Here is a 26,876-nt window from a genome sequence, read left to right on the forward strand (position 1 = left end):
CGGCCAGGCCGACAATCCAACTTATGGACATGAAAAAGGCGGGTCGAGACCCGCCTTTTTAGTTCCGATTCTGCTTGGCTGCGTCAGTGCAACCGGCCGCTGGCGTGGGCCAGCATGGTGTAGACCTTGCCGGTGTCCGACGTCAGATAGGTCTGTGCCATGATGTTGTCGCGGTCGTTGCGCGCGACATCCTTGAGCAACTTCTCGAAATCCTCGCAGTAGCGATCGACCGCGGCGCGGAATTCCGCCTCTGCCTGGTACTTGCGACGGATCTCGTCGAAAGTCTGCTGGCCCTTCAGCGTGTAGAGGCGACGCGTGAACACGTCGCGCTCGCCGCGCCGGTAGCGGTTCCAGAGCTCGATCGAGGCGTCATGGTCGATGGCCCGCGCGATGTCGACGGAGAGCGAGTTGAGCGACTCCATGACATGTAGCGGCGAGCGCTGGGCAGGCGTCGCGCGCGGCGCCTCCACCGGCGCTGCCGGCCGCAGCTCTTCCTCGCGCGAGGCGTTGGTGAGGAGATCGCGCACCCAGCCACCCTGCGGGGGCTTGCCGTTCGGATCGCGGCGCGGCGCCTCGGCGGGACGTTCCAGGTCGAGCGTGCCGCGCAGCGTGGTCTCTGCAAGCGGCGCCTGCGGAGCGCGAGCCGTTGGCTGTGGTTGCGGCTGTGGCTGCGGCGCGGGCGGACGGCGCAGCGGCGGCTCGGTGGCGCGGGCCGGCGCCTGCGGAGCAGGGCGCAGACCGCGCGGTTCGCTCTGTTCGCTTGAGCCGCTGCGGCCGGATTTCGCAACGATATCCGACAGTTCCTTGAGCGCATTGATCTGCTCGGCGACAGCGCGACGGATGGCCGAGGTCGATTCCTTGGCCTCTTCCGGCATCTCGATGACGCCCTTCTTCAGCTCGGCGCGGGTCAGGTCGAGCTCGCTCTTGATCGAGCCAGCGGTGCGACGCATCTCCTCGGTCGCGTCGGCAAAGCGACGCGTCGCCGAATCGACGACCTCGGCGATGGCGGTGCGGATCTTTTCCGCCGATTCCATCGTGCGGCCCTCCGCCGTCTGCATCGTCTGGCCGACGAGGCTTTCGAAGGAACGCATCACCTTCTCGAGGTCTTCCGACTTCTTGACCAGGCCGACGGCGAGGTCTTCCAGCGAGGACTGACGCTCCAGCGTGTGCTCGAGATTGCTCTGCGCGGAGCTGAGCAAATTCGAGGCGCTGGAGAGCAGGCGGCTGTGCTCGTCGAACTTGGTGGCGATCGAGGCCACCTCGCGCAGCGTCGCCGAGGACAGGTCGGTGAGCCGCGTCGTGTTGGAATCGACCAGACGCGCCGAGCTGGCGAAGGTCTGTGCGGCCTTCTCCGTGGTCGTGGCGAAGCTCTGCGTGCTGCCCGAGAGCCGCTCCTCGACCTGGCCAAGGTTGACGGCAGCCTGCTCGATCAACTGGCCGAGCTGCGCGCTGGAGGTCGTCATGCGGCCGATGAGATCGGCCACGCTGTCGGAAAGCGAGGAGCGAGCGCCTTCGACGGCCGAAAGCGTCTCGGCCGTGCGGCTGGCCAGCGCGTTGACGAGGTTCGTGTTCTCGCTGCGCAACTTCTCGGCCGCCCGTTCGGTGACTTCTTCCATACTGCGCTGCAGTTCGGAGCCGCCCTGGGCGAAGCGCTCGACCAGCGGCTTGGCCGTCTCGTCGAGGATCTTGGCCATCTCGGCCGAACGCGCCGCCAGCATGGTGTTGAGCTCGCGGGTGTTGGCGCCGATGGTCTTGGCGGCTTCGTTGGTGCTCTGGCCAATATGCTGGCCGACCGCAGTGAAGGTCTCTGCGATGACGTTGGCGCGCGCGATCAGCTGGGCCTCGGCGCTGGAGACCTGCTCGTTGAGCTTCTGGCCCATGGTCTCGGCGGTGTAGGCGAGGCGGTTTTCCACGCTCGCGACCTGGTCCTCGACGCGGGCGGCAGCGGCAGAGGCGCTTGCGGCCAGCCGCTCGTCGGCGCCGGCCAGCGCCTGCTCGATCTCGCGGGCATGCACGGCAAGCTCCTGCCCGGTCTGGCGGGCACGGTCGGCGACACGCTGCTCGGTGGCGGCGAAGGCACCGACGATCGTGTCGGCATGCTCGCCGATGGTCGAGCTGGTCGAAGCAATGCGCGACACTAGGCGGTTGTCGGCGTCGTCGAAGATTCGGCCGATTTCGCCGGCGCGGGCGGAAAGCGCTTCCGAACCCTCGGCGATGCGCGCCATCAGCTGCTGGTCGGCACCGTCGAAGATGCGGCCGAGATCGGTGGCACGGGCGGCCAGCGCTTCGGCCGATTCCGTGATGCGCATCGAGAGCCGCTCGTCGGCTCCCTCGAAGTTGCGCAGGATGTCGCCGGCGCGGGCAGCCAGCGACTGCGCCGTTTCGACGGCGCGGGCAACCAGCTTCTGGTCGGCGGCATCGAAGGTATTGGCGATGTCACCGGCGCGTGCAGCCAGCTTGTCGGCGGTTTCCTCGGCGCGAGCCATCAGCGCGTTCGAGGCGTCGTCGGCGCGCGCCATCAGCATATTGGACGTATCCTGGGCGCGCTCGTGCAGGCGGCGGTCCGCCGCCTCGAAGGCCTGGGCGATGTCCTCGGCCCTGGAAAGCAGTGCGGCGGAAGTCTGCTCGGCGCGTTCTGCGATTTTGCGGTCGGCGTCGCTGAAAGCCTCACCGGCCTGCTCGTGCAGGGTGCTGGTGACTTCCATGACCTTGTCGCGCAACGCGCCCGCCACGAACACGGCGGTCTTTTCCAGCACGCCGCGGACATTGTCGACGCCGGTCGACAGCGCACGCTCCATGGTGCCGGCGCGCTCCTCGATGACACCGGTCTGCCGGTTGAAGGCCTGCTCGATCTTCTCGACGTCGGCGGCAATGGCGGCCGAGATGTCGCTGCTCCTGGCGGCGATCTGGTCGATATGGCCGGACACCGAACGATCGACGTCCTTGCGCGCGTCGGCGAGCTTGACGAGATCGTCTTCCAGGGCCTTGGCCAGGATGTTGCGGCCTTCGGACAGCTTGCCGACATGGCCGGCGATGACGTCGTCGATCTCCGAGCGGCTTTCCCTCAGCTTTTGAAGGTCCGCTTCGAGGGCGCGCTTGAGGATATCGCGTCCCTCTGCGAGCTTTTCGACCTGGCCGGCGACGAGGCCGTCGATGCCGGAACGGCTTTCGGCCAGCTTGGCGAGATCGGCCTCAAGGGCGCGTGTAAGCACATCGCGGCCTTCCGCCAGCTTCTCGACCTGGCCCGCGACAAGGCCGTCAATGCCGGCGCGGCTCTCGGCGAGCTTGGCGAGGTCGGCTTCAAGAGCGCGGGTAAGGATGTCGCGGCCTTCCGAAAGCTTCTCGACCTGGCCGGCGACAAGGCCGTCGATCGAGGCACGGCTTTCGGCAAGCTTGGCGAGGTCGGCCTCCAGGGCGCGCTTGAGGATGTCGCGGCCCTCGGCGAGCTTCTCGACCTGGCCGGACACAAGGCCGTCGATGCTGGAACGGCTCTCGGCGAGCTTGGCAAGATCGTCCTCGAGCGCCTTGGACAGCGTCGCGCGGTTCTGCAACAGCTGGTCGGCATGGGTCTGCATGAGGCCGCTGGCATTGGCCATATCGGCATCGAGGGCGCGCGAAAGCTCGGCGCGGTGGCCGGTGATCTTATGCGAATGATCGACGATGGCGCCCTGGATGGTGTTGAGGTCGGCCTCCAGCGCGCGCTTGAGGATATTGCGGCCCTCGGCGAGCTTCTCGACCTGGCCGGCTACCAGCCCGTCGATGCTGGAACGGCTCTCCGCCAGCTTGGCGAGATCGTCTTCCAGCGACTTCGACAGCACCGAACGGTCCTGGACGAGCCTGTTCTGATGGTCGGCGATGGCGCCGCTTACATTCTGCAGATCATCCTGCAAGGCGCTAGACAAGGTCGCGCGATCCTGCGCGAGCCTGTTCTGGTGATCGGCGACGGCGCCGCTGACGGCCTGCAGGTCGGCTTCGAGCGCTTTCGAGAGCTGCGAGCGATCCTCCAGCATCTTGTCCGAGTGTCCCGCAATGGCACCCTTGATGGTGTTGAGGTCGGCCTCCAGGGCGCGCTTGAGGATATCGCGGCCTTCGGCGAGCTTCTCGACCTGGCCGGCGACCAGCCCGTCGATGCTGGAACGGCTCTCCGCCAGCTTGGCGAGGTCGGCTTCCAATGTCTGCGACAGCAGGCTGCGGTCGTCGGCGAGCTTGCCGGCGTGGCTGTCGATCAGGCCGCGGATGCCGCTCAGATCGCTTTCAAGCGCGCGGCTAAGTTCGCCGCGGTCCTCGGCGAGCTTGGTCGAGTGGGTCTCGATCAAGCCGCGGATGCCGATGATGTCGGTTTCGAGCGCCTTGGCGAGCACGGCGCGGCCCTCGGCGATCTTCTCGACCTGACCGGCGACAAGGCCGTCGATCGAGGCGCGGCTGTCCTGCAGCTTGCCGAGATCGGCCTCCAGCGCGCGCGCCAGGATGTTGCGGCCCTCGGCCAACTTCCCGACATGGCCGGCGACCATTTCATCAATCATTGTACGGGCTTGGACAAGTCTGCCCGAGTCTTCGTTCATGGCCTGAGACAGGCGGTTGCGGCCTTCCTCGAGCTGCTCCAGATGGCTGCCCAGCGACGCATCGATGGCGGCGCGCGACTCGTTGACCTTGCGCAGATCCTCTTCCAGCGCACGCGAGATCAGGCCGCGGCCTTCCGCCAGCTTCTGCACCTGGTTGGTGACGGCGGCATCGATCGCGGCGCGGCCCTCTGCGAATTTCGCCAGGTCCTCCTGCATTGCGGCAGCCATGCGTTCGCGGCTTTCCGAGAGCGCGCGGCTGTGGTTGTCGACGGCTTCCTCGATGCCGACACGGGCATCGGCCAGCCGCTGGATGTCGGAATCGAAGGAGCGCGACACCACATGTCGGGCTGCTTCCATACGCCCGGCGAAGTCGGTGGCGCGGGCTTCGAGCATGGAGGAGGTCGAGGAGATGATGTCGGCCATATCGGCGCCGATCTGGGTCTTGCCCTGATCGATCATCGCCGACAGCGTGTCCTTGCTCTCCGCGAAGGCGTGGGCGATTTCCTTGGCGCGCTCCACCATCGTCTCGTTGATCTGACGGGCGCGCGCTTCGAGGGCGGCGTTGAGCTTCTGCGTGCCGGTGTCGAGCGCCTCGGCGCGGGTCTGGAATTCGCTGATCAGCGCCTGGCCGCGTTCGGCAAGCGTCCGTTCGATGCCGCTGAGGCTCGCCTCGAACTCCGAGTTCAAGGTGCGCGCCGCGCCGCCCAGCAGCGAGACCATGCCATGGGTGCGGTCGTCGAGCAGGTCGGTCAGCGAACGGGTCAGGCCGTCCGTGGTGTCGGTCAGCTTGGCGATACGGGTGTCGAGGAGGCTCGCGAAAGCCTCGCCGGAAGTCGAAAGACGGTCGGTGATGTTGTCCAGGCGCGATTCCACGGAATCGAAGATCGACGTCGAGCTTTCATTGATGCGATCGATCAGCGTGTCGCCGGAATTGTTGATCGTCATCGACAGCTTGGTCGATGCGTTGAGGATCGAGTCGCGGATGATGTCGCTGGCCGCGCCGATCTCGTCGCGCAGCGTCTCGTGAGCGCCGGCAATGGAGGCGCGCACGCGCTCGGCATGGGTGACGACCGCCTCGCGCTCGCTGCCGAGACCATCGACCAGCGAACGGATGCGGGCTTCGTTCTCGGAATAGGAGCGTTCGATCTGGCTGACTTCGCCGTGGACAAGCGTTTCGAGCTCGACCGCTCGGGCCAGGGTGCGCTCGATGCCTTCGCCCATGGCCGCCACCTCGCGGCGAACGGCCTGGCCGATCATCATGACACGGTCCTGGGCGAGGTTTTCAGGCTCCGCAAGGCGGAAGGCGACCTCGGTCATGGATTGCGCGGCGATGCGCATTTCCTGCGCGCGCCGGATCATGGCGGCAAACGCCCAGAACAGGATGACCGGAACGATCGCGGCAACCGCAAGGCCGATCAGCTCTGGACGGGCGAAGAACTGGTCGAAGGTACGGATCTTCCAGATGCCGGGGCCGAACAACAGGTTGGCCAGGCCGCCGGCGCCGGCGATCCAGGCCAGCGAGATAAAGGCGATCACCCAGTAGACGGTGCTCGACGCACGCCGGTTGAGGCTGTGCAGCAGCGTCTTGTAGTCCTTCTGGCGGTCGTCATTGGCGGGCGTGAAACCTGCGGGAGGGGTAAAGCCGGTCGACTGCCCATTGCGCGGCTCGACCGGACGCAACTCGGCAGGCTTGGCCGCTGGCGCCCTGGGAGCCTGGGAGGTGGCAGGCTGGGGATTGTTTGCCGGCTCGGTCCTCTGGCTGCGGCCCTCGCGCGCCAACTCGTCGGCTGCCGCCGAAATCTGCGCTTCGAGGTCCTCCATCGACGCCGCCATGTCGAGGCCGCCGTCGTCGCCGTCAAGGTCAAGGTCAAGCGCCTTTTCCAGTTCCGCGGCTACGTCACTCTCGAGAGACTTGGTCGTCGTTGGTTTCTTAGCCATGCCTTCGCTACCCTGTACTAGCTGCCGCGGGACTTATGATTTTGGCCTGATTCTGGCCCGATTCTGGCTTGTCTATCCCGAGCAGGAGGCTGAAAAATGGACCTTCGTATCGTAATGACACACAGGGGTAAAGAAAACATGCATTCCGGGCGATACGTAAAACTTTAAATATAAGGTTAACGGAGACGTGATCCGACTGCCTCCGTGACAACATTTTTCGCCTGCAGTCGTTAACCCGTTGGCGACCGGTGTCGCCTATTTTCTTGGGCCCGTCTGCCCGCTTTATGGAGTTGCAGTGCGTATGCGTGGCGAAAGTGGTATTGCGTTTTCCATGCCGGGGGGAGATGCCTCCGGAACGGCTGGAGCCCGACCGGTTGATCTCGGCCATCTGGCGCGCCAGACGATGGGTGACCGCGACCTCGAACGCGAGGTGCTGGCGCTGTTCGTCCACCAGTCGCTCACCGTCCGCGACCAGATCGCCGACGCCGACGCGAGGCAAAGGGTGCTCCTAGCGCATGGCCTGAAGGGCTCGGCGCGCGGCATCGGCGCCTTTGCGGTGGCCGATTGCGCGGCGATCATCGAAAGTCAGCCGGAAGACGTCCGGGCGCTCAAGAGGCTCAGCACGCTGATCGAGGAAGTGCGCGACTTCATCGCCGGGATCAGCCGCTAGCACCATCTTTTTGAAAAACGTCATTTCGTGGCGCTTTCGCGCCGCAGTTGACTTGTCCGGTGGAGTGATTATCTCGGCTGCGACTCCTCAGGTGACTTAATGACAAAGCTGACTTACATCGCCCATGACGGGACCCGGTTTGACGTGGAGGCCGAAAACGGCTCGACCGTCATGGAAAACGCGATCCGCAACGCGGTGCCCGGCATCGAAGCCGAATGCGGCGGCGCCTGCGCCTGCGCGACCTGCCATGTCTATGTCGATGAAGCATGGACGGCCGAGGTCGGCGAGCCGGAGGCGATGGAAGAGGACATGCTGGACTTCGCCTATGACGTCCAGCCGAACTCGCGTCTCTCCTGCCAGATCAAGGTGCGCGACGCGCTCGATGGGCTAATCGTTCGGGTCCCCGAACGCCAGGGTTAAGGTGCGTCGATATTCAGGTGAGGCCGGCCTGCAAATGCCGGTTCCTGCGCTTCCGGTGCTCACGTAGTTTAAGTACGCTCCGCTCCGGCCTTCGCCGGCCGAAGCCCTCATAAGGGTCTCCGCTCCATGAAGGCTACGGCCGGCGTAGGCCGGTTCTCGGAACCCGCCCAGTTTGGTCGCTTCGCGCCCGTCTTCGACTCCGGCTCGGCCTGACCTGAATCTCGACACACCTTAATCACCTTCCAAATTTTCTTTCGCGCTGGCTGCTTGGCAGCAGGCGATAGCTCATGCAGTCTCGCTTCATTCCCAAAAAGGGGCGCAGCGCATGAGCGAGACCATCAAGACGGACGTTCTCATTGTCGGGGCAGGGCCGATCGGGCTGTTTGCCGTGTTCGAGCTCGGCCTGCTCGACATGAAATGCCATCTCATCGACATTCTCGACCGTCCCGGCGGGCAATGCGCCGAGCTCTATCCGGAGAAGCCGATCTACGACATTCCCGGCTGGCCGACGATCTCCGCGCAAGGCCTTGTCGACAAGCTGATGGAGCAGATCCATCCGTTCAAGCCGGAGTTCACGTTCAATCGCATGGTGTCGAGCCTGGAAAAGCTCGAGGACGGAACCTTTCGCGTCGCGACCGACGAAGGCGAGATGTTCGAGGCCAAGGTGGTGGTGATCGCCGCCGGTGGCGGCTCGTTCCAGCCCAAGCGCCCGCCCATTCCGGGCATCGAGGCGTATGAAGGCAAGAGCGTCTTCTATTCCGTCCGGCGCATGGAGGAATTCCGCGGCCATGACCTCGTCATCGTCGGCGGCGGCGATTCGGCGCTCGACTGGACGCTCAACCTGCAGCCGATCGCCAAAAGCGTGACGCTGGTTCATCGCCGCCCGGAATTCCGGGCCGCGCCCGACAGCGTCAACAAGATGTATGCCATGCAGGAAATGAAGCAGCTCGCATTCCTGGTCGGCCAGGTCAGCGGCCTTGCCGGCGCCGACGGTCAGCTTGCTTCAGCGATCATCAAGGGCGGCCCGGGCGGCGACGTCGAGGTGCCGTGCACCCGCATGCTGCCATTCTTCGGCCTCACCATGAAGCTCGGGCCGATCGCCGAATGGGGCCTTAACCTGCACGAGAATCTGATCCCGGTGGATACCGAGAAGTTTCAGACGTCGGTCCCGGGAATCTTCGCCGTCGGCGACATCAACTGGTATCCCGGCAAACTGAAGCTGATCCTGTCAGGCTTCCACGAGGTGGCGCTGATGGCGCAGGCCGCCAAGCGCATCGTCAGCCCGGGCGAGCGCATAGTCTTCCAGTACACGACCTCGTCGACCAGCTTGCAGAAGAAGCTCGGCGTCCACGACTGAGGTACGCCGTATTCAGGTGAGGCCGGCCTGCGAACGGCAGCTTCCTGCGCTTCCGGTGCTCACGTACTTAAAGTACGCTCCGCTCCTTCGCCGGCCGAAGCCCTCATAAGTGTCTCCGTTCTATGAAGGCTACGGCCGGCGTAGGCCGGTTCTCGGAAGCCACCATTCTCGACTCGGCCTGACCTGAATCTCGACATACCTCAACACGCCGCAGATGAGTCTACTCCGCGAGCACGGGCGCGGCATGCTCTTCGCGGCCGCGCAATTCCTTTTCCGGCATCAGGAAGAGCGCGACAAGCGTCAGAACGAGCGTGATGCCGGCGGCGACGAAGATCATCACGAACGGCAACGCCGATGCCAGCTGAATATGCGTCTGCGAGCCTTCTGCGGAGAGCGGCAGGCCGTAGCCGAGCGCAACCGCGCCAAGCATGGCGACACCGAGCGCGCCGCCCAGCGTGCGCAGGAAGGTCAGCACGCCCGTCGCGACGCCGAGATGCGCGCGATCGACGGCATTCTGGACCGAGACGGTGGCAACCGGGAATGTGGTTCCGCTGCCCAGGCCGATCAGAGTGGTCAGGATTTCCACCTCGAGCAGCGAGGCGTGTTCGGCAATGGCACTGAGCAGACCAATGCAGACAATGGCCAGGCTGACGCCGATCATGGCGATGCGCTTGTAGTGGACGAAGCGTGGGATCATGCGGCCGCTGAAGGTCGCGCCGGCGACCGTGCCGAGCAGGAGGCCGAGCATCGCGGTGCCGGATTCGCTGACCGAAAGCCCGACGATCGATTGCAGATAGACCGGCAGGTAGACCGACGCGCCGATGTTGGCGGCCTGCAGCAGGAACATCGATAGTGTGCCGGCGAGCACGATCGGGTTGCTCAGGACTTCCAGCGAGATCAAAGGCTCGGCTGCCCTCAGCAGCCTTAGCGCGAAGAAGGCCCAGAACACGGCCGAGCAGGCGACCAGCCCGAGGATTTCGCGGGAGAACCAGGGATAGGCGCTGCCGCCCCAGTTGAGCGCCAGGAGCAGCAGCGACGTGGCGATGACCAGCAGCACCGCGCCCAGGCCGTCGATGCGGTGGTTCTTGGCCGCGATCGGCAGCTTCCTCAGCGGATTGTTGATGATGGCCATGGCCAGGAAGCCGATCGGCAGGTTGATCCAGAAGATCAGCGACCAGTGCAGGTGCTCGGCGAAGACTCCGCCGAGCAGCGGACCGGCGACGCTGGCGACCGCCCAGGTGCCGGAGATCCAGGCTGCATAGCGCGCTCGTTCGCGCGGCGGCACGAGATCGCCGATGACCGTCTGGGCCAGCGCGAAGAGACCGCCGCCGCCGGCGCCCTGGATGGCGCGGCCAATGACCAGCACCAGCATGTTGGGAGCAAGCGCGCTGACCAGCGACCCGAGCAGGAAGACAAGGATGGCGGCGTAGATGACCGGACGGCGTCCGTAGACATCGGAAATCTTGCCGTAGAGCGGCGCCATGGCGGTCGCGGTCAAAAGATAGCCGGTGACGATCCACGGCAGATACTCGGCATGACCGAGCGAGCGAGCGATCGTGGGCAGGGCAGGAGCTACGATGGTCTGATCAAGGGCCGCCAGCAGCATCGATAACAGCACGCCGCCGATGATGGCGTTCTTCTCGCTCTCGCTCATCGGCGCGGCTTTCGCCGCCATCGTTTCGACGGTCTGGTCCATGCGTCATTCTTTCAAAGGCTGATGCCTGGCGCGCCAAGACGGCTTTGGCCGGTCGCGCCGTTCATTCCCATCGCGGATGAGGGTCCGGGGTGTTTCGAACCGCTATATGTCGTTCGATATAGGCCGATTTCGACCGCCGCTCGAAAATTTTTGCGATCTGGCACCATGTTTGGGTGAGATTGGCCTTGGGCTCCCGCAGGTCAAGGCGGCGGCAGTTGGCCGGCTTCAACGCGCTCCATGCGGTAGCGCATCAGCCGAAGGATACGGCTTTCGAAATTGACGCTCTCGACCCGGTCGAAGCGCAACTGGTCCTGGTCGTGCCTGGTGAGCTCTTCTGCCTGGATCGCGGCGGCCTTCACCTTCGCCTGTTCGCAAGTCTTCTGCACAGGAGCGGCCTTCAGCGCATCCTCGAGCGCGCGCGCATGGTTCTTGGCGATCTCGACATGGCGCTCCTCATGCCGCTTGATGTCGGCCGACAGCGTGTCCCAGAACAGCCTGACATCGGGGTCGGCTTTGCGCGGGCGCCGCCACTCGGGGAGGATCACCTTGACCTTCACGGTAACGACCGCGTCAGCGATGCGGCAAGAGTCCGCGCCTTGCGCATAGCTGATGCGGGTGGTGAAGGCCATTTGCGTGGCGCCTGGATGCCGCGAGCCGGTGCTCTTCACCTCGGGGCCGTTTCTCGACAGCTGGTTCTGGATATCGTCGAGCGTGCGGCCGCCGACGCTGAAATAGCTGTAGGTCTTGACCAGATTGGCCGCGCCCGCCGGCATGGCGGTCAAGGCGAGCATCAGGGCGCAGAGCAGGGGTCGCTTCATCATATTGCCTCTTCACGCACCTTGCTTTAGGGCCGTCGCCAGCGCAACGAAATTGATTTCGCGCGGATCACGCATGGTTGATGGACAATGACGACAAGGCGATGGCAGCTGGCGCATGGACGCTATCTCGACCTCGGTCCGAAGGCGGTCGTCGTCGGCATCCTCAATGTGACGCCCGACAGTTTTTCGGACGGCGGGCTGTTCATCGCGCCTGAAAAGGCGCTGGAGCAGGCGCGCCGCATGGTGAAAGAGGGCGCCGCCGTCATCGATGTCGGCGGGGAATCGACGCGGCCGGGTTTCGCCCCGATCTCGGCCGAGGAAGAGCAGGCGCGCGTGCTGCCGGTCATCGCGGCGCTCGCCGCTTCCGGCGAGGCGCTGATTTCGGTCGACACCTATCGCGAGGACACCGCTCGGCTTGGCGTCGCCGCCGGCGCCCATATCGTCAACGACGTCTGGGGGCTGCAGCGCGAGCCGGGCATCGCGCGCGTCGCCGCTGAGACCGGCGCCGGGCTCGTCATCATGCATACCGGGCGCGAACGGCAGAAGCTGCCCGACGTGATCGAGGACCAGTTCCTCTTCCTGCGCAAATCGCTGGAGATCGCGCACGCCGCGAAGGTCGCCGACAGCCAGATCGTGCTCGATGCCGGCTTCGGCTTCGCCAAGGAAACGGCGGAGGAAAACCTCGACCTGATGGCGCGGTTTTCCGAGCTCCAGGCGCTCGGCTATCCGTTGATGGCCGGGACCTCGCGCAAGCGCTTCATAGGCAACGCGACGGGGCGCGAGCCCGCCGACCGGGCAGCCGGCACGGCGGCTACCAGTGTCATCCTTCGCTTGAAGGGAGCCGACCTGTTTCGCGTCCACGATGTCGCAATCAACGTGGATGCGCTGGCGGTCACCGATGCTATGCTTGCCCGCGAAACCGAGCTTCCTCCCGGACACTGATCATGTACGTCATCCGCATGAAGAACTGCGCCTTCTTCGCCCGCCACGGCGTGCTGGACGAGGAGGAGACGCTTGGCCAGCGTTTCTATGTCGATGCCGAACTGACGGTCGAACCCAGCCGTCCGCTGACGGAGGATTCCATCGAGGATACCGTCAATTACGGCGTCGCCTTCGCGGTCATCGAGAAGATCGTGACAGGACATCGCCGCTTCCTGATCGAGGCGCTGGCGCTGGAGGTCGCTAAGGCGCTGACGGCCAGGTTTTCGCAGATCAGGAAGGCCGAGATCACCGTGCGCAAACCCAACGCGCCGGTGCCTGGCGTGCTCGATTACGTCGAGGTGACCGTTGTCTGGCCAGAATAGCGCTGTCTACCTCAGTCTCGGCGGCAATCTCGGCGACCCGGCGAAGTCCATGGGCGCGGCATTGCGTATGCTGGATGGCGACGACGCGACGCGTATCACCGCCGTCTCCTCGCTTTACCGTACGCCGCCCTGGGGCAAGCTCGACCAACCCGATTTCCTCAACGCCGCCGCCGCGATCGAGACGACGCTTTCGCCACGCGCGCTGCTCGACCTTTGCCTCGATGTCGAGAAGCGATTGAAGCGCGTGCGCGAGGAGCGCTGGGGCCCGCGCCTGATCGATATCGACATATTGGTGTTCGGCGACCGGGTGATCCACGAGACCGGGCTCGAAGTGCCGCATCCGCGCATGCTGGAGCGCGCCTTCGTGCTGGCGCCCTTGGCCGAGATCGCGCCGGGGCTTTCGGTCGCCGGCAGGAGCGTGTCGGAACGGCTCGGCGCCGTCGATATTTCCGGCATCGAGCGGCTGCCGTCCGGCCGCGAATGGTGGCTTGGGTAAAGCCGGCTGCTCAGCCGGAAAAACCGCCGCCGTCCAAAAATGCCTGCTCCTCGGCGGTCGTCGCGCGGCCGAGCATCCGGTTGCGATGCGGGAAGCGTCCGAAGCGCCGGATGATCTCGAGATGCTCCTCGGCATATTTCAGGTAGTCGGGCGCCTTGGCGGCTGTGAGTTGCACCGACCGCTCCTGGTCCGCCAGCAATTCGGAATGCTCGAAGGGCAGATAGAGAAAGACGCGAACCAGTTCTTCCAGTTCCATATCCTGGCCCGCTGCGATCGCCCTGTCGGCGAAGTATCTGGCCAGCGGATCGGTTGCGCACATGTGGCCGGTGCCGCGGAAGCAGTTGCGCGGGAACTGATCGAGCAGGATCATCAGCGCCAGCGATCCTTCGGCATGCGCGTTCCAGTCGTCGCATTCGCGCCGCGCGGCGGCGTAGTGCAGCTCCAGAAAGCGGTTACCGAAATCCGTGTCGAAGGCGTCGCTCTTTTCGAACCAGGCGTCCTCGCCGGCATCACGCCAGAATTTCGTAACGGAAAGCGCTCGCGGATCGAGCTCTGCCATGCGTTGCCCTTCAGTTCTTGGTCTCTGCGTTGTTCAGCACGACCGCGGTTTCCTGGTTCAGCGCCCGGCCGGCACGGCGCGGCTGGGTGAGCGGCGTCGGGATCGGCGTGCCGATGTTGCCCTTGAGGAAGCGCTGGCCGGCGCGCACGCCCTCGGCCAACTGCGTCTCGAAGCGCGCTTCGTCGCGGCGCCGCACATCCTCGATGACCTCGGCGACTTCTTCCGGATCGACGCCAAGCGCCTCCAGGGCGGAGCCGCCGAAGACCAGCGCCGATTCGAAAGTCTCGCGCATCTGATAGTCGACGCCGGCGCGCACCAGCTGCAGCGCGGTGCCTCGGTCGAAGGCGCGCGCCAGGATGGTGACTAGAGGGAACTCGGCCTTGATCAGCTGGGCGATGCGCACGGCCGCGTCCGGCTTGTCGACGCAGATCAGGACGGCCCGGGCGCGCCCGGCGCCGGCCGCATGCAAGATGTCCAGCCGCGTGCCGTCGCCGTAATAGACCTTGAAGCCGAAATCGGCCGCCGCCTGGATCATCTCCACCTCGTTGTCGATGATCGAGACGTCCATTCCGCGCAGCAAGAGCGGCTGGCTGGCGATCTGGCCGAAGCGGCCGAAGCCGATGATCAAGACGCTGCCGGTGAGGCCATCGGCGATGTCGACGCCATCGAGGGACTGCTCGTCGCGCGGGGTCAGGTAACGCAGCGCAATGATCGCCAAGGGCGTCAGCACCATGGAGATGATGACGATGGCGGTCAGCGTGGCGTTGGCCTGCCCATCGATGATGCCGACCGCGGCGGCGGAGGAATAAAGCACGAAGGCGAACTCGCCGCCCTGCGCCATGAAGACGGCGCGTTCGAGCGCCTCGCGGTGGCTGCTCTTCAGAATACGCGCGACGGCGTAGATGCCGACAGCTTTCATGACCATGTAGGCGACGACATAGACGGCGACGAGCCGCCAGTTCTGGGCCACGACTGCAAGGTCCAGCGACATGCCGACGGCGAGGAAGAACAGGCCGAGCAGGATGCCGCGGAACGGCTCGATATCGGCTTCGAGCTGGTGGCGGAAGGTCGATTCCGACAGGAGCACGCCGGCGAGGAAGGCGCCCATCGCCATCGACAGGCCGGAAAGCTGCATGGCCAGGGCCGATCCCAGCACCACAAGCAGCGCGGCGGCGGTCATGACTTCCCGGGCGCGGGCGTCGGCCAGGATGCGGAAGAGCGGATTGAGCAGGTAACGGCCGGCCACGACCAGTCCGACGATCGCCGCGATGCCGATGCCGACTTCGATCAGCCGCTCCGAAAGGCTGGTTTCGGCGCCGCCGGGCGCGAGGAACGCCACCAGCGCCAGCAGCGGCACGATCGTCAGGTCTTCGAGCAGGAGGATCGAGACGATGCGCTGGCCTTTCGGCGCGGCGATCTCGCCGCGTTCCTCCAGCAACTGCATGACGATCGCCGTCGAGGTCAGCACGAAGCCGGCGCCGGCGACGAAGGACTGCGCGATGGGAAAGCCTCCGGCCAGTCCGACCAGGGTCAGAAGCACGGCGCAGACGCCGACCTGCAAGGCACCCAGGCCGAAGATCTCGCGACGCAGCCCCCAGAGCCGCGACGGCTGCATTTCCAGGCCGATGATGAACAGGAACATGACGACGCCGAGCTCTGCGACATGGAGGATCGATCCCGATTCGGAAAAGACGCGCAGGCCGAACGGGCCGATGACCACGCCGGCGGCGAGGTAGCCGAGGATCGAACCCAGCCCCATGCGCTTGAAGATCGGCACGGCGACGACGCCCGCGGCGAGCAGCGCCACCACCTGCACCAGATCGCTGCCCGAGCCTTCAACCGCCATGCCTGCCTTCCCTGTTGTCTCGAAGCACTCCTTGCATGCACCGGGAGCGGGAGGCAAGGGCAGCGGGCCTGCCAGGTCGGGTAGGCGGCCGTTGAAGCGGCCTCCGCTTGCCTGCCGGACGTTCGGCATCTATATCACGCCAATGCCTGACTATTCGTCCCGGCCGTCGCCGGCGACTTATATCCCGATGGATGCGCTCAGCGAAGTCCTGCAAGACTTTCGCTTGAGTGGCGTCAACTATGGCCGCTGCGAGCTGCGCCATCCATGGAGCATCGCGTTTCCGCAACAGCCGTTGCTTCGCTTTCACTTTGTCGGCCAGGGTCCGTGCTGGATCCATACCGATGCGGAAGGCTGGCAGGAGTTGCGCGATGGCGATCTGGTGCTGCTGCCGCAAGGCATCGCCCACCGGCTGGCCAGTGCGCCAGACGTCGCTGGCGATTCGCTCGAAGGTTGCCAGGTGACCAAGTTGGGGAGCAATGTCTGCGAGGTGGTGCGGCAAGGAACGGGCGCGACAAGCACCCTTTTCTGCGGCTCCATGACCTTGGGCGCCTGTGCGCTTAACCCGCTGATCACGTTGATGCCGCCGATCATCAAGGGGTGCGACGTGGCTGGCAATGACCCGGTCGTTGGTCCTTTGCTGGCGGCCATGACGGCCGAGGCCGCGCAACCGCAGATGGGCAGCGCCACTATTCTGTCGCGCATGGCGGACTTGCTGGCAGCCCGGCTTATCCGCTGCTGGGTCAATTGCACCGGAGCCTCGACCACAGGTTGGCTCGCCGCCATCCGCGACCCTCATATCGGACGCGCTCTGGCAGCAATGCACCGTGACCCCGGCCATAACTGGACGCTCGAAAGCCTCGCAACCCTGGCAGGCCAATCGCGCTCGATTTTCGCCGAGCGCTTCAGCGCGATGTTGGGGGAGGGTGCCGCACGCTATCTCGCACGTCTGCGCATGCAGCTTGCCCGGGAGTTGCTGGGCCAAGACGGCTTGTCCGTCGCCGAGGTCGCCACCCGTTTGGGCTATGATTCCGAGGCATCCTTCGCGCGCGCGTTCAAGCGCATCACCAACGTCTCGCCGGGCGTTGTGCGTCGCACAATTTCCGGACGAATTGACATGAATTTCGGATTTTAGGATACATATCATCCGAAAGGACTCGTCTATGAGTATCTCCAATCTTTGGAGATATTCTGATGACAGACACAACATTACAGCTTGAAGACGGGGCGCTGGAGCTTGATGCCGCCGCGCCAGTCGCGTGGAACGCAACCACTTGGTTCGCGGTCATTTCGCTGGCCGCCACCAGCTTTGCCCTGGTGTCCGCCGAATTCCTCCCGGCAGGTCTGTTGACGCCGATGGCGCGCGATCTCGGCATCAGCGAGGGAACGGCCGGGCAGGTCGTCACCGCCACCGCTTCCGTCGGCGCCGTGACGGCCATGCTGAGCAATGTCCTCATCGGCCGATTGAACCGCAAGACGGTGTTGGTTGGCCTCAGCGCCTTGGCGGTCGGTTCCAATATTCTTGCGGCGCTGGCGCCAAATTTCTGGCTGTTGTTGCTCGGCCGGGCTGGGCTCGGAATTGCGATCAGCGCCTTCTGGGCCCTTTCGGTTGCGGTCGTAGCAAGGCTCGTTGGCGCCAATGCGACAGGTCGAGGCATGGGTATCGTCACCCTCGGCGTCTCGCTTGCCACCATCGCCGCGCCGTCGATGGGCGCGTTGATCAGCGACTGGCTGGGATGGCGTAGCGCCATGGCCATGACAGCGGGACTGGCCGTGGTTGCCGGGCTGCTGCAGTTGCTGAGCTTGCCGACCTTGCCTGCAACAGCCAGCAACAGTCTTGGGGACGTGTTCCGGTTGACACGGCGGCGCGGCATTCAACTCGGCATGCTTGCCATTCTTCTGCTGATGACGGGGCATTTTGCCGGCTCAGTCTATGTGCGTCCCTTCCTCGAACAGGTGACGCTCCTGGCAACCGGGCCAATTGCGCTGGCCCTGCTCGGATTTGGCATCGCCGCCGTGGTCGGCAACGTTGCCGGCGGTCGCATGGCCGACGCCAATATCCGCGTGGCTCTGGTGGTTACTGCGGCGTTGATGGCATTCGCGGCGCTGGCATTGGTGCTTTGGGGTGTGCACATCGGCGTTGCATTCGGGTTCGTCACACTTTGGGGCTTGGCCTTCGGCATGGGGCCGGTGGTGCTGCCGACCAATCTGTCGCGCGCGGCGCCTGATGCGCTGGAAGCAGCGGGCAGCCTGATGGTCGTCTCTTTCCAAGTTGCCATCACCACCGGCGCGGTTGTCGGCGGCTATGTCGTGGACACCTATGGCGCAACGGGGCCCTTGACCCTGACCGCCATCCTTGCCGTGTCGACGGTGGTGTTGGCGCTGCTGCAGCCTCGCGACTGAACTTTGCTCCAGCTGACGCGGAGGACTGAATTCCGGTCCGCCGCGATATTGCAGCCTGGTTACACAAGTTTATGCGGTTCGCTCGTTGCGTGCCGCCACAATCAGCGGTTATGGCACGTTCGGCTTCGGCCATTGGAGGCGGCCGCGATGGGCGGCTGCCTTTTTTGAGGAGATGATTGACATGAAGAAGTTTTTGCTCGTTGCCGTCGGTGTTGCGGCGCTGGCCGGTTCCGCTTGCTCCAAGGCGCCGGAATGCACGCAGGAGATGGCCGCCAAGAAGGCGCAGGACATGGCCACCGCGCTCCAGGAAGCCATCACCAAGGATCCGACCAAGGCGGCCGACCTGACCGCAAAGGTGCAGGCCGTGACGACGAAGTATCAGGGCGCGACGACGCTCGACGAAGCCTGCAAGGCCTATGACGAGCTGACCGCCACCATCAAGGGTTGAGCTCAACCATCGATGAATGCGAAGGCGGTGGCCAAGTGGCCGCCGCCTTTTTGTTTGCGCGACCGAGCGCCCGATCAGTTCTTGGCGATGGCGCCGACTTCGACCGAATCGATCCGCTTCAGGCTCATGCCGATCACCGGGACCAGCTGATCGTTGACGCGCACGGCCACTGTCACGGTCATCGAATTGCCGTCGGGGACACGCGCCTGCATGACGCCGTTCAACTGCTTGCGGTTGATGGTGAAGACGACCTTCTGGGCGTCGACGACATTGCCGCCGACAATGTCCATGCCGCTTTCGGTCGAGCCGCCCATGAAGGTGCCCCTATAACCATCGCGTCCCTTGCGTTCGACGCTGGCCGACATCTTTTGCGTGAACACGCCGACCCTGCAGCCGCCGTCAAGCGTCATGCCGAGCTTGCTGGCGGGCGTCGAGCCATTGAAATCGCAGGTGAATTTGGTGCCCTTGTACTTGCCGGCGATGATCTCGCCAGGGCCGACCCATCTGCCTTCGACGGAACGGAAAAACTGCTTGTCCGGCTCTGCGCCAAAGGCCTTTTCGACGAGGCCGAGTGGCGCGGCAATCGCAACGGCGGCAGGCAGGACGCAGGACAGGATTACGCTTCTCATAGACGACACCCGGCACGACAGGTTCTATTCTTGGGACTAGGCTGACCATGGAGAAGATTGGTTAATGCTTCGTCACTGGAGCATGATGCCGATAAGTGTGAAGCGGTTTTCGGACGACATCATGCTCCACTTCTTTGACTCAGAGCGGTGGCATTCGCGTTTACCCTATTGGTCCGTCCGACCGTCTTTCTTTGTCGCGAAGGAGGTCAGTGCCGAGAGGAAATCGCCGAGGCCGGGGCGCTTCACGGCGATGAACGGCAAGGGGCGGGCGGTTTCCATTGCGGCGATGCCGATACGCGCCGTCATCATGCCGTTGACCACGCCTTCGCCGAGCTTTGCCGAGAGCTTCGCGGCAAGCCCGTGGCCGACGATCTGCTGCACGAAACTGTCGCCCACCGCGATCGAGCCGGTCACCGCCAGATGCGCGAGAACGCCGCGCGCCAGGCGAAAGAAGCCGAGCGTGCCTGGACGGCCGCCGTAAAGCTCGGATAGGCGCCGGATCAAGCGCCCAGCCTCGAACACGACATAGGCGATGTCGACCAGCGCGCGGGGGCTGACCGCCGTGATCAGCGACACGCGCTTGGCGGCCTCGAGAACCATGATCTTGGCGCGGGCATCGAGGGGCGACAGGATTTCGGTCTCGGCCAGCCGCACCAGATTGGCGCCGTCGATGATCTCGCCGCGCAGCTCGGCAAGCGAACGGCGTCCGGCCGCGGTCTCGGGTTTCGCTGCGACGAAGGCCGAGAGCTCGTCGACCAGGGCGCGTGCGGCCTTGGGATCGTCGCGCGCCACGGCATCCAGCGCCCGTTTCTGCATCTTTTCGACTTCGGCCAGGCGGGCGATGGCGAGGAATTCGCGGATGAGGATGACGATCAGCGAAAGCAGCGCGATCGCCGCCATGCCGGCCGCCAGCCAGCCAAGCCATTCGGCGCGCGCGAACAGGTCTCGGATCAGCTGGTCGGCCCAGAGGCCGACCGCCAGCGAGACGAGCACGCCGAGAGCGCCGAAGAACAGTCGGGCCAGCAGCGAACGCTTTCTTGGCGCGGTTGTCGGCGGCGGAATTGCGGCCTCGATGTCCGGCTCGTCGAAGACGTCGACTGCCGAGGGGATCACAACTGCTACGTCGGCCCGCGCGGCCCGTGGCCTGCGCGCCGGTTGTTCCTCGGCGATGCGGTTCTGCGGCGCTTGCGGCCTCGGCTCCGCCTCGGGCTCGATGCGGAAGGCCGCCGGTTTGCGGGGCACGGTCATGCCAGATGATCTCCGATCAGGAACTGCAGCGCGCGGTCGAGCCTGATATGCGGCAAGGACAGCGTGACGCCTTCGGCGGTGCGTTCGAGCTTCGGCGGGCGGAAGCGCACGAAGCGGATCGCCAGCTCGGTGCTGTCGGGCGGCGATCCGGCGAACACCGCATCGACTTTTTCCGGCAAATCGCCTGGGAATATGGCGGTTTCGGTCTTTCCGTCGAATGTCTCGCCGTTGATCTTCTCGCCCTTCAGCGGGGTGCCGATGATGACCGGCAACGTCTCGCGGCCTTGCCTCACCGTGCCCTCGCGGGTCGAGCGAACCGCGGCCATGGCGACGACATCGACGGCGGCGCCGCTGAAATTCGCCCGCGCGACGGCGCGGTCGGTCAGCCGGCGCACGATCGCCTGCAGCCGGTCATGGCTTTCGTGATGCAGATGGTCCGCCTTGGTCGCGGCCACCAGGATGCGGTCGATGCGGCGCGAGAAGAAATCGGTCAGGAAATTGCTCCGTCCGGGCCTGAAGCAGGACAGGATCTCGGTCACGGCGCGCTCCAGATCGGCCATGGCGGCCGGACCGGCGTTGAGCGCCTGCATGGCGTCGATCAGCACGATCTGCCGGTCGAGGCGGGTGATGTGCTCGCGAAAGAACGGTTTGACGACATGCGTCTTATAGGCCTCGTAGCGGCGCTCCATCATCGCCTGCAGCGATCCGGAGCGCGGCCGGCCTTGCGCCAGCGTCATCAGCGGCGCGAAGGTGAGCGCCGGCGAGCCTTCCAGATCGCCCGGCATCAGGAAACGGCCGGGCGGCAGCGTCGACAGCGCGCGCTCGTCGAGCTTGCAGGCCTTGAGATAGGCGGCGAAGCTTTCGGCCAATCGCCGCGTGGTCATCTCATCGGCATCGGCATCGGGATCGATGGCCGAGGCCAGCTCGCGCCAGGCTTGCGACAGATCGGAACGGACGGGCAGGGCGGCCAGCTCGACCGCCTCGCGCGAAAAGTCGGCGAAAGATTTGCCAAGCAGCGGCAGGTCGAGCAGCCATTCGCCGGGATAATCGACGATGTCTACGGATAGTTTTCCGGCTGAAAACAGCCGATTCCAGCCGGAAGCCGACTCATATTCAATGGTGAGCCGGAGTTCGGAGATGGCGCGCGTGGAGTCCGGCCAGACGCGGTCGTTGACCAAAGCCGCGACATGGTCCTCGTACTGGAAACGCGGAACAGCGTCGTCCGGCTGCTCCTCAAGGAAGGCGCGGGCGATGCGGCCGGATTTCTGCGCCTCGAACAGCGGGAGGCGCCCGCCATGGATGAGGTTGTGGACGAGGGCGGAGATGAACACCGTCTTGCCGGCGCGGGAAAGGCCGGTGACGCCAAGACGCAACGACGGAGAGAAGAGCCCGGCGGCGCGGCCCGACAGCGTGTCGAGCGCAATCCTTGCCTCGTCGGTGAAACTAGTCAGCGATGATGCCAAATCGGGCCTCTGGTTGCGCGTCAGCGCCCGATATAGGCGCTGGATTGCGCGTTTGAAATGGGCTCAGAGATCGGCGGGCGTGAGAAAGGCTTCGAGATAGCCGTTGCCCTGCGCCGCCTCGGCAAGGTTGCCGGGAAAGCGCACCACGGCGAGGCCGGAGGTCGGAAAACCGTGGTTCATCATCCCGCGCGCCGCCTCGTCGCCGTCGCCCGACACCGCCATGGCAAGATCCTCGGTCATGGGGTTGTGGCCGATCACCAGAAGCTGACCGGCGCCGCCGTTTTTACGGATGATGTCGAGATAGCCAGCCGCGTCCTCGCTGTAGAGCGTGTCGAAGAACAGGACCCGGCCGGTGTCGGCGCGTCCCGCCAGGCCTTCCAGCGTCTGCCTTGCCCGCTTGGCGTTGGAGCAGAGGGTGACGTCCGGCACATAGTTGCGGGCCCGCATGGCCTCTCCGATCGCTTCGGCATCGGCCATTCCCGTTTCGTCGAGCGGGCGGTCGAAATCGCGCACGCCGGGCATCGCCCAGCCGGCTTTGGCATGCCGCAACAGATAAAGCCTACTCAACCGAACCCCCATGGCGCCACCTTCCTGGCAAAGCGCGATTAGTCACCAGAACCAAGTCATGCACAATGGCCGGCGCCAGCAACTGCAACGAATCATGTGCGAATTCGTTTTTATGCGGTTGAAACAAAGTCGTCGTTCGGACGGCCGATGCGAGACTAACAATTGCGTGAAACTGTAGCCGATAGCGCTTGTGCAGGCTCTTATCCCCGAATATATAGGCGCCAAATTTGGGGTTGTTGGGTGAGTCGAATGAACGATATCGTAACCGCCAATTACGTACCCTCCGAAGACGAGCCGTTCATGAACGAACGGCAAAAATCGTACTTCCGTCAAAAGCTTATCACCTGGAAGAACGACATTCTCCGCGAAGCACGCGAAACCCTCGAAATCCTGCAGCAGGAAAACGCCAACCACCCCGACCTAGCCGATCGCGCCTCCTCCGAAACCGACCGCGCCATCGAATTGCGCGCCCGCGATCGCCAACGCAAGCTCATCTCGAAAATCGACTCCGCGCTCCAGCGCATCGACGAAGGTACCTACGGCTATTGCGAGGAGACCGGGGAGCCGATCGCGCTGAAGCGGCTCGACGCGCGTCCGATCGCGACGCTGTCGATCGAGGCGCAGGAGCGTCACGAGCGTCGCGAGAAGGTTTATCGCGACGACTGACACGCGGGCTGGAAAGCAAAGAACGTCAAAAATGGCCGGGTTTCCGGCCATTTTGTTTTTCAGTTCCTAAAGCATGTCTCCCGAAAGTGGGCCCGGTTTCGGGACAAAGACATGCTTAAAATCAAACACTTAAAGCAGGTCGCGTGAATCCTTTTTCACGCGACCTGCTTTAAGCTGCGGAGAGGTGCGCCTGTGCCGGCAAGCTGTCGCCAGGTCAGCGCTTGTGGCTGCCCAACTCGCCAAGGAGCTTGGTCATCTCGTCATCGAGCGAAGGCTTGGCCGCGGGCTTGGCGATTGCCGGCTGGGAATGCTGGTCGTCGAGAGAGGTCTCGAGCTCGTGCATCAGCGTGTCGTCAATGGAGTCGTTTGAAGGCGGCGGCGCATATCTGGTGCTGCCATTCGTCGTCCCATAGCTCGGCAGCGGCGTGACTTTCGCCGTCGGCTGGCTCGGCGCCGCCGGCTTGGGCGCGGGTGCCGGCGCGCGCGGACGTGCGGCGGCGGCTGGCTGGGCGGCAGGCGGCGGCGCCTGCCTGGCCGGGGCGGGTGCGGGAGGTGGCGCCGGTTGCGGCGCGCGCGGGCGCGGGGCGGTGGCTGCCGCCTGCTGCTGCCCGCTGTCGCCGGTCAGCGCAGGGCGGCGAGGTGCCGCCAGCCTGATGTCGCGCTCGACCACGACATCGGTCGGCCCGCCGATCAGGATCAGGTGCTCGATGTCGTCGCGGCGCACCAGCACCAGCCTGCGATGGCTGTCGACGGCGGTGGCATCCATGACCGCAAGGCGCGTCTTGCGGTTCCTGCCGCCGGCGACGAAGGTGCCGAAGGTCAGGTTGCGGACCACCTTGATGGCGAGCAGGACGACAACCAGCAGGATGAGGGCCGCTACCGTCCACAGGATTGCAGCGACATAACCCGGGCCCGCCACGTTATCCAGCCACTGCATCGGTGCACCCCAGTCGCCATCTTTGAAGTGAGGGGACACTAGACCGTTGGGACCAGCGACCGCAAGTTGGCATCACCTTTCGTGAACAGTTTGAAACATGAATCGTTGATTTTATCGGACATTTGCCGCCGGGGCCTTTTCCGTTACAGGAGAATGTGATTCAACCGGCCGTCCGCGCCCGTCGGACACCGGAATCACGAGCAGGGGGAACATGGCCAAGGAAGCGCGCGGCGATTTCTATCCGGTACCGATCGTCGACCAGAACACGCGTCCGGGCGCCGTCACCAGGCTCATCGTCTTCATCGTCGTGCTGACCGGCGCCGCGATCGTCTTCGGACTTTTCCGCGAGCGCCTCGGCGATCCTTTCCTGCTCGGCATGCTCGGCGTGCTCGCCATGATCGGTGTCGGCTTCCTGTTCGCGACCGCGATCGGCTTCGTGCAGATCGCGCCGCGTTCGACCGGCGACGAACTGTCGAAAGCCTTCGTCGACTCGATGTCGCAGGGCTTGCTGGTCACCGACACCAAGGGCCGCGTCGTCTACGCCAACCGCGCCTATGCCGATATGACGGGCGCTGCCTCGGCCGCCGATCTCAAGACCGTCGAAGGGTTATTGTCGGACGTCCCCGAGGCGTCGATGACGATCTACCGGCTGGCGTCGGGCCTGCGCGACGGCCAGCCTGGCGACGGCGAGTTCCGGCTGGCGCAGTCGATCAAGCCGGGCGCCGAGCCCGGCGCGCGCTGGTACCGCGCCCGCGCCCGCGCCTTCAGCATGCCCGGGCAAAGGCTGCCGATGCTGGCCTGGCAGCTCGCCGACATTTCGCAGGAACGGGCGGAGCAGGAGCGTTTCTTCCTCGACCTGCAGAAGGCCATCGACCATCTCGACCATGCGCCGGCCGGGTTCTTTTCGGCCGATCAGGAAGGCCGCGTCACCTATATCAACGCCACGCTGGCCGAGTGGCTGGGCATCGACCTCGCTTCCTTCACGCCGGGCGCCATCACGCTGCCGGAAATCATCGCCGGCGACGGCATGGCGCTGGTGCGCTCGGTCAAGGCCGACCCGGGCACCACCCGCAACGCCGTCATCGACCTGGACCTCACCACCATGAGTGGCCAGGCGCTGCCGGTGCGCTTCATGCACCGCGTTTCGGCGAGCCGCGAGGGCTTGAACGGCCCGACCCGCACGATCGTGCTCAACCGCACCCAGGGCGAGGACGCGTCCGCGGAGCTGCGGGCCTCCGAGGTTCGCTTCACGCGTTTCTTCAACTCGACGCCGATGGCTATTGCCGGCGTCGATGCGAACGGACGCATCCTGCGCACCAACGCGCCATTCCTGCAGCTGTTTTCATCCGTGGTCGACCGCGATGCCGTCGACCGGCGGGTGCGCTTCGAGACCATCATCCATGAGCGCGACCGGCCCGCTTTCGCCGCCGCCTTCGAGAAGGCCCGGCAGCGGCAGGCCAATATCGAGCCGATCGACTCCGTGCTGCCCGGCAACGAGGAGCGCCACATCCGCTTCTACGTCAATGCCGTCGCCGACAGCGCGGGCAGCGAAGGCGCCGAGGAATCGGCCATCGTCTATGCGGTCGAGACCACCGAGCAGAAGGCGCTCGAGGGCCAGATGGCGCAGAGCCAGAAGATGCAGGCGGTCGGCCAGCTTGCCGGCGGCATCGCGCACGACTTCAACAACGTTTTGACCGCCATCATCATGGCGTCCGACCTTCTGTTGACCAACCACCGTCCGTCGGATCCATCCTTCCCCGACATCATGAACATCAAGCAGAACGCCAACCGCGCGGCCTCGCTCGTGCGGCAATTGCTCGCGTTCTCGCGCAAGCAGACGCTGCGGCCGGAAGTGCTCAACCTGACCGATGTTCTGGCAGATCTCAGGATGCTGCTCGCCCGCCTGGTCGGCAACGACATCAAGCTGAAGATCGACCACGGCCGCGACCTGTGGCCGGTCAAGGTCGATATCGGCCAGTTCGAGCAGGTGGTGGTCAATCTCGCCGTCAATGCGCGCGACGCCATGCCGAGCGGCGGCGATCTCACCGTGCGCACCCGCAACGTCACGGCGGAAGAGTGCAAGTCCTTCGCCTATCGCGAGCTGACGCCGGCCGACTATGTGCTCGTCGACGTCGAGGATACCGGCAGCGGCATCGCGCCCGACGTGCTGAAGAAGATTTTTGAGCCGTTCTTCACGACCAAGGAAGTGGGCAAGGGCACCGGCCTCGGCCTGTCGATGGTCTACGGCATCATCAAGCAGACCGGCGGCTTCATCTTCTGCGATTCCGAAGTCGGCAAGGGCACGGTGTTCCGTATCTTCCTGCCGCGCCACATCGCCGAGGTGAAGAAGCAGGCAGAGCCCGGCGAGGCGCCTGCGGCCGCGGTCCCGGCCAAGCCGGCCGACACTGCCAAGGATCTCTCCGGCTCGGCCACCGTGCTTCTGGTCGAGGACGAAGACGCGGTGCGCATGGGCGGCGTCAGGGCGCTGACCTCGCGCGGCTACACCGTGCATGAGGCGTCATCGGGCGTCGAGGCGCTGGAAGTGTTCGAGGCGCTCGGCGGCAAGGTCGATATCGTCGTGTCCGACGTGGTGATGCCGGAGATGGACGGGCCGACATTGCTCGGCGAGCTGCGCAAACGCCAGCCGGACATCAAGTTCGTGTTCGTTTCGGGTTATGCCGAGGACGCCTTTGCCAAGAACCTGCCGGCCGATGCGCAGTTCGGCTTCCTGCCGAAGCCGTTCTCGCTCAAGCAACTGGCGACGATCGTCAAGGACGTGCTGGAATCCTGAGCAATTCCAGGAAAAGTGTGAGCGGTTTTCCGTTCGGAATTGCGTAGGACAAGGAGATAAG

At 64.8% G+C, this 26,876-nt stretch carries 21 protein-coding genes; 11 read left to right on the top strand and 10 right to left on the bottom strand.

The genetic code is table 11. The features are described from left to right. Window positions 1-83 precede the first annotated feature (83 nt). Window positions 84-6,500 (bottom strand): coiled-coil domain-containing protein, encoded by a 6,417-nt coding sequence (locus AC0YKC_RS18220; protein ID WP_488512044.1) that lies wholly within the window; start codon window positions 6,498-6,500, stop codon window positions 84-86. A 301-nt stretch (window positions 6,501-6,801) separates the two neighbouring features. Here AC0YKC_RS18220 and AC0YKC_RS18225 point away from each other — a divergent pair, with 301 nt between their 5' ends. From AC0YKC_RS18225 to AC0YKC_RS18235, 3 genes are all read left to right on the top strand, one after another. Next, on the top strand, window positions 6,802-7,170 hold the full coding sequence (locus AC0YKC_RS18225) for an Hpt domain-containing protein (RefSeq protein ID WP_320295805.1): 369 nt from the start codon (window positions 6,802-6,804) through the stop codon (window positions 7,168-7,170). 99 nt (window positions 7,171-7,269) lie between these two features. Then, window positions 7,270-7,590, top strand: coding sequence for a 2Fe-2S iron-sulfur cluster-binding protein (locus AC0YKC_RS18230; protein WP_127253704.1), 321 nt, complete (start codon window positions 7,270-7,272; stop codon window positions 7,588-7,590). A gap of 325 nt (window positions 7,591-7,915) precedes the next feature. Next, on the top strand, window positions 7,916-8,947 hold the full coding sequence (locus AC0YKC_RS18235) for an NAD(P)/FAD-dependent oxidoreductase (protein WP_488512045.1): 1,032 nt from the start codon (window positions 7,916-7,918) through the stop codon (window positions 8,945-8,947). 220 nt (window positions 8,948-9,167) lie between these two features. Here AC0YKC_RS18235 and AC0YKC_RS18240 read toward each other — a convergent pair whose 3' ends face one another. Beyond that, window positions 9,168-10,643, bottom strand: coding sequence for an MDR family MFS transporter (locus AC0YKC_RS18240; protein ID WP_488512046.1), 1,476 nt, complete (start codon window positions 10,641-10,643; stop codon window positions 9,168-9,170). Window positions 10,644-10,843: 200 nt separating this feature from the next. After that, window positions 10,844-11,464, bottom strand: coding sequence for a DUF922 domain-containing Zn-dependent protease (locus AC0YKC_RS18245; RefSeq protein ID WP_488512047.1), 621 nt, complete (start codon window positions 11,462-11,464; stop codon window positions 10,844-10,846). An 84-nt stretch (window positions 11,465-11,548) separates the two neighbouring features. On the opposite strand from AC0YKC_RS18245, the gene folP reads away from it, so the two are divergent. Genes folP through folK form a run of 3 tightly spaced genes read left to right on the top strand, consistent with a single transcriptional unit; the run spans window position 11,549 to window position 13,261 of the window. After that, window positions 11,549-12,403, top strand: a complete 855-nt coding sequence (gene folP / locus AC0YKC_RS18250; RefSeq protein WP_488512048.1) for a dihydropteroate synthase — start codon at window positions 11,549-11,551, stop codon at window positions 12,401-12,403. 2 nt (window positions 12,404-12,405) lie between these two features. Further along, window positions 12,406-12,765 carry a dihydroneopterin aldolase gene (gene folB / locus AC0YKC_RS18255; protein ID WP_140642958.1) on the top strand — a complete coding sequence of 120 codons (360 nt, stop codon included), beginning with the start codon at window positions 12,406-12,408 and terminating at the stop codon, window positions 12,763-12,765. Further along, window positions 12,749-13,261, top strand: coding sequence for a 2-amino-4-hydroxy-6-hydroxymethyldihydropteridine diphosphokinase (folK, locus tag AC0YKC_RS18260; protein ID WP_488512049.1), 513 nt, complete (start codon window positions 12,749-12,751; stop codon window positions 13,259-13,261). The genes folB and folK overlap by 17 nt, the downstream gene beginning before the upstream one ends. A 10-nt stretch (window positions 13,262-13,271) precedes the next feature. Here the strand turns inward: folK and AC0YKC_RS18265 are convergent, their stop codons facing one another. Continuing rightward, window positions 13,272-13,820: a DUF924 family protein gene (locus AC0YKC_RS18265; RefSeq protein WP_488512050.1), complete on the bottom strand. Its 549-nt coding sequence runs from the start codon at window positions 13,818-13,820 to the stop codon at window positions 13,272-13,274. 10 nt (window positions 13,821-13,830) lie between these two features. Next, entirely contained in the window at window positions 13,831-15,666 is a 1,836-nt protein-coding gene (locus tag AC0YKC_RS18270) for a monovalent cation:proton antiporter-2 (CPA2) family protein (protein ID WP_488512052.1), read from the bottom strand. Window positions 15,667-15,808: 142 nt separating this feature from the next. Here AC0YKC_RS18270 and AC0YKC_RS18275 point away from each other — a divergent pair, with 142 nt between their 5' ends. The 3 genes from AC0YKC_RS18275 (at window position 15,809) to AC0YKC_RS18285 (ending at window position 18,514) form a co-directional block, all read left to right on the top strand. Next, window positions 15,809-16,798: an AraC family transcriptional regulator gene (locus tag AC0YKC_RS18275; RefSeq protein ID WP_488512053.1), complete on the top strand. Its 990-nt coding sequence runs from the start codon at window positions 15,809-15,811 to the stop codon at window positions 16,796-16,798. A gap of 59 nt (window positions 16,799-16,857) precedes the next feature. Continuing rightward, window positions 16,858-18,066, top strand: coding sequence for an MFS transporter (locus AC0YKC_RS18280; protein ID WP_320295797.1), 1,209 nt, complete (start codon window positions 16,858-16,860; stop codon window positions 18,064-18,066). Between the two features lie 181 nt (window positions 18,067-18,247). Next, entirely contained in the window at window positions 18,248-18,514 is a 267-nt protein-coding gene (locus AC0YKC_RS18285; protein ID WP_320295796.1) for a hypothetical protein, read from the top strand. A gap of 74 nt (window positions 18,515-18,588) precedes the next feature. On the opposite strand, the gene AC0YKC_RS18290 is transcribed toward AC0YKC_RS18285, so the two are convergent. From AC0YKC_RS18290 to AC0YKC_RS18305, 4 genes are all read right to left on the bottom strand, one after another. After that, the gene (locus tag AC0YKC_RS18290) at window positions 18,589-19,143 is read right to left on the bottom strand and encodes a hypothetical protein (protein ID WP_041000684.1); all 555 of its coding nucleotides are present in this window, start codon (window positions 19,141-19,143) and stop codon (window positions 18,589-18,591) included. 165 nt (window positions 19,144-19,308) lie between these two features. Next, the gene (locus tag AC0YKC_RS18295) at window positions 19,309-20,391 is read right to left on the bottom strand and encodes a YcjF family protein (RefSeq protein WP_488512054.1); all 1,083 of its coding nucleotides are present in this window, start codon (window positions 20,389-20,391) and stop codon (window positions 19,309-19,311) included. Continuing rightward, window positions 20,388-21,854 (bottom strand): YcjX family GTP-binding protein, encoded by a 1,467-nt coding sequence (locus AC0YKC_RS18300; protein WP_488512055.1) that lies wholly within the window; start codon window positions 21,852-21,854, stop codon window positions 20,388-20,390. Before AC0YKC_RS18300 ends, AC0YKC_RS18295 begins: the two co-directional genes overlap by 4 nt. A 63-nt stretch (window positions 21,855-21,917) precedes the next feature. After that, window positions 21,918-22,421 carry a SixA phosphatase family protein gene (locus AC0YKC_RS18305; RefSeq protein ID WP_320295792.1) on the bottom strand — a complete coding sequence of 168 codons (504 nt, stop codon included), beginning with the start codon at window positions 22,419-22,421 and terminating at the stop codon, window positions 21,918-21,920. A gap of 249 nt (window positions 22,422-22,670) precedes the next feature. On the opposite strand from AC0YKC_RS18305, the gene dksA reads away from it, so the two are divergent. After that, window positions 22,671-23,087 (top strand): RNA polymerase-binding protein DksA, encoded by a 417-nt coding sequence (gene dksA, locus AC0YKC_RS18310; RefSeq protein WP_095765270.1) that lies wholly within the window; start codon window positions 22,671-22,673, stop codon window positions 23,085-23,087. 214 nt (window positions 23,088-23,301) lie between these two features. Here the strand turns inward: dksA and AC0YKC_RS18315 are convergent, their stop codons facing one another. Beyond that, entirely contained in the window at window positions 23,302-24,024 is a 723-nt protein-coding gene (locus AC0YKC_RS18315) for a hypothetical protein (protein WP_488512056.1), read from the bottom strand. Window positions 24,025-24,235: 211 nt separating this feature from the next. Between AC0YKC_RS18315 and cckA the strand changes: the two genes are divergently transcribed. Next, entirely contained in the window at window positions 24,236-26,815 is a 2,580-nt protein-coding gene (gene cckA, locus AC0YKC_RS18320; protein WP_488512057.1) for a cell cycle histidine kinase CckA, read from the top strand. Window positions 26,816-26,876 lie beyond the last annotated feature (61 nt).

The sequence above is a fragment of the Mesorhizobium sp. CNPSo 4661 genome (assembly GCF_057784215.1).

Bases quoted from the DNA above. Each gene is read 5' to 3' on its own strand.
- dksA (WP_095765270.1), top strand. From the start codon at position 22,671: ATGAACGATATCGTAACCGCCAATTACGTACCCTCCGAAGACGAGCCG.
- AC0YKC_RS18280 (WP_320295797.1), top strand. From the start codon at position 16,858: ATGACAGACACAACATTACAGCTTGAAGACGGGGCGCTGGAGCTTGAT.
- folP (WP_488512048.1), top strand. From the start codon at position 11,549: ATGACGACAAGGCGATGGCAGCTGGCGCATGGACGCTATCTCGACCTC.
- AC0YKC_RS18315 (WP_488512056.1), bottom strand. From the start codon at position 24,024: ATGCAGTGGCTGGATAACGTGGCGGGCCCGGGTTATGTCGCTGCAATC.
- cckA (WP_488512057.1), top strand. From the start codon at position 24,236: ATGGCCAAGGAAGCGCGCGGCGATTTCTATCCGGTACCGATCGTCGAC.
- AC0YKC_RS18270 (WP_488512052.1), bottom strand. From the start codon at position 15,666: ATGGCGGTTGAAGGCTCGGGCAGCGATCTGGTGCAGGTGGTGGCGCTG.
- AC0YKC_RS18230 (WP_127253704.1), top strand. From the start codon at position 7,270: ATGACAAAGCTGACTTACATCGCCCATGACGGGACCCGGTTTGACGTG.
- AC0YKC_RS18275 (WP_488512053.1), top strand. From the start codon at position 15,809: ATGCCTGACTATTCGTCCCGGCCGTCGCCGGCGACTTATATCCCGATG.
- AC0YKC_RS18225 (WP_320295805.1), top strand. From the start codon at position 6,802: ATGCGTGGCGAAAGTGGTATTGCGTTTTCCATGCCGGGGGGAGATGCC.
- AC0YKC_RS18285 (WP_320295796.1), top strand. From the start codon at position 18,248: ATGAAGAAGTTTTTGCTCGTTGCCGTCGGTGTTGCGGCGCTGGCCGGT.
- AC0YKC_RS18240 (WP_488512046.1), bottom strand. From the start codon at position 10,643: ATGGACCAGACCGTCGAAACGATGGCGGCGAAAGCCGCGCCGATGAGC.
- AC0YKC_RS18265 (WP_488512050.1), bottom strand. From the start codon at position 13,820: ATGGCAGAGCTCGATCCGCGAGCGCTTTCCGTTACGAAATTCTGGCGT.
- folB (WP_140642958.1), top strand. From the start codon at position 12,406: ATGTACGTCATCCGCATGAAGAACTGCGCCTTCTTCGCCCGCCACGGC.
- AC0YKC_RS18235 (WP_488512045.1), top strand. From the start codon at position 7,916: ATGAGCGAGACCATCAAGACGGACGTTCTCATTGTCGGGGCAGGGCCG.
- AC0YKC_RS18290 (WP_041000684.1), bottom strand. From the start codon at position 19,143: ATGAGAAGCGTAATCCTGTCCTGCGTCCTGCCTGCCGCCGTTGCGATT.
- AC0YKC_RS18220 (WP_488512044.1), bottom strand. From the start codon at position 6,500: ATGGCTAAGAAACCAACGACGACCAAGTCTCTCGAGAGTGACGTAGCC.
- AC0YKC_RS18295 (WP_488512054.1), bottom strand. From the start codon at position 20,391: ATGACCGTGCCCCGCAAACCGGCGGCCTTCCGCATCGAGCCCGAGGCG.
- AC0YKC_RS18245 (WP_488512047.1), bottom strand. From the start codon at position 11,464: ATGATGAAGCGACCCCTGCTCTGCGCCCTGATGCTCGCCTTGACCGCC.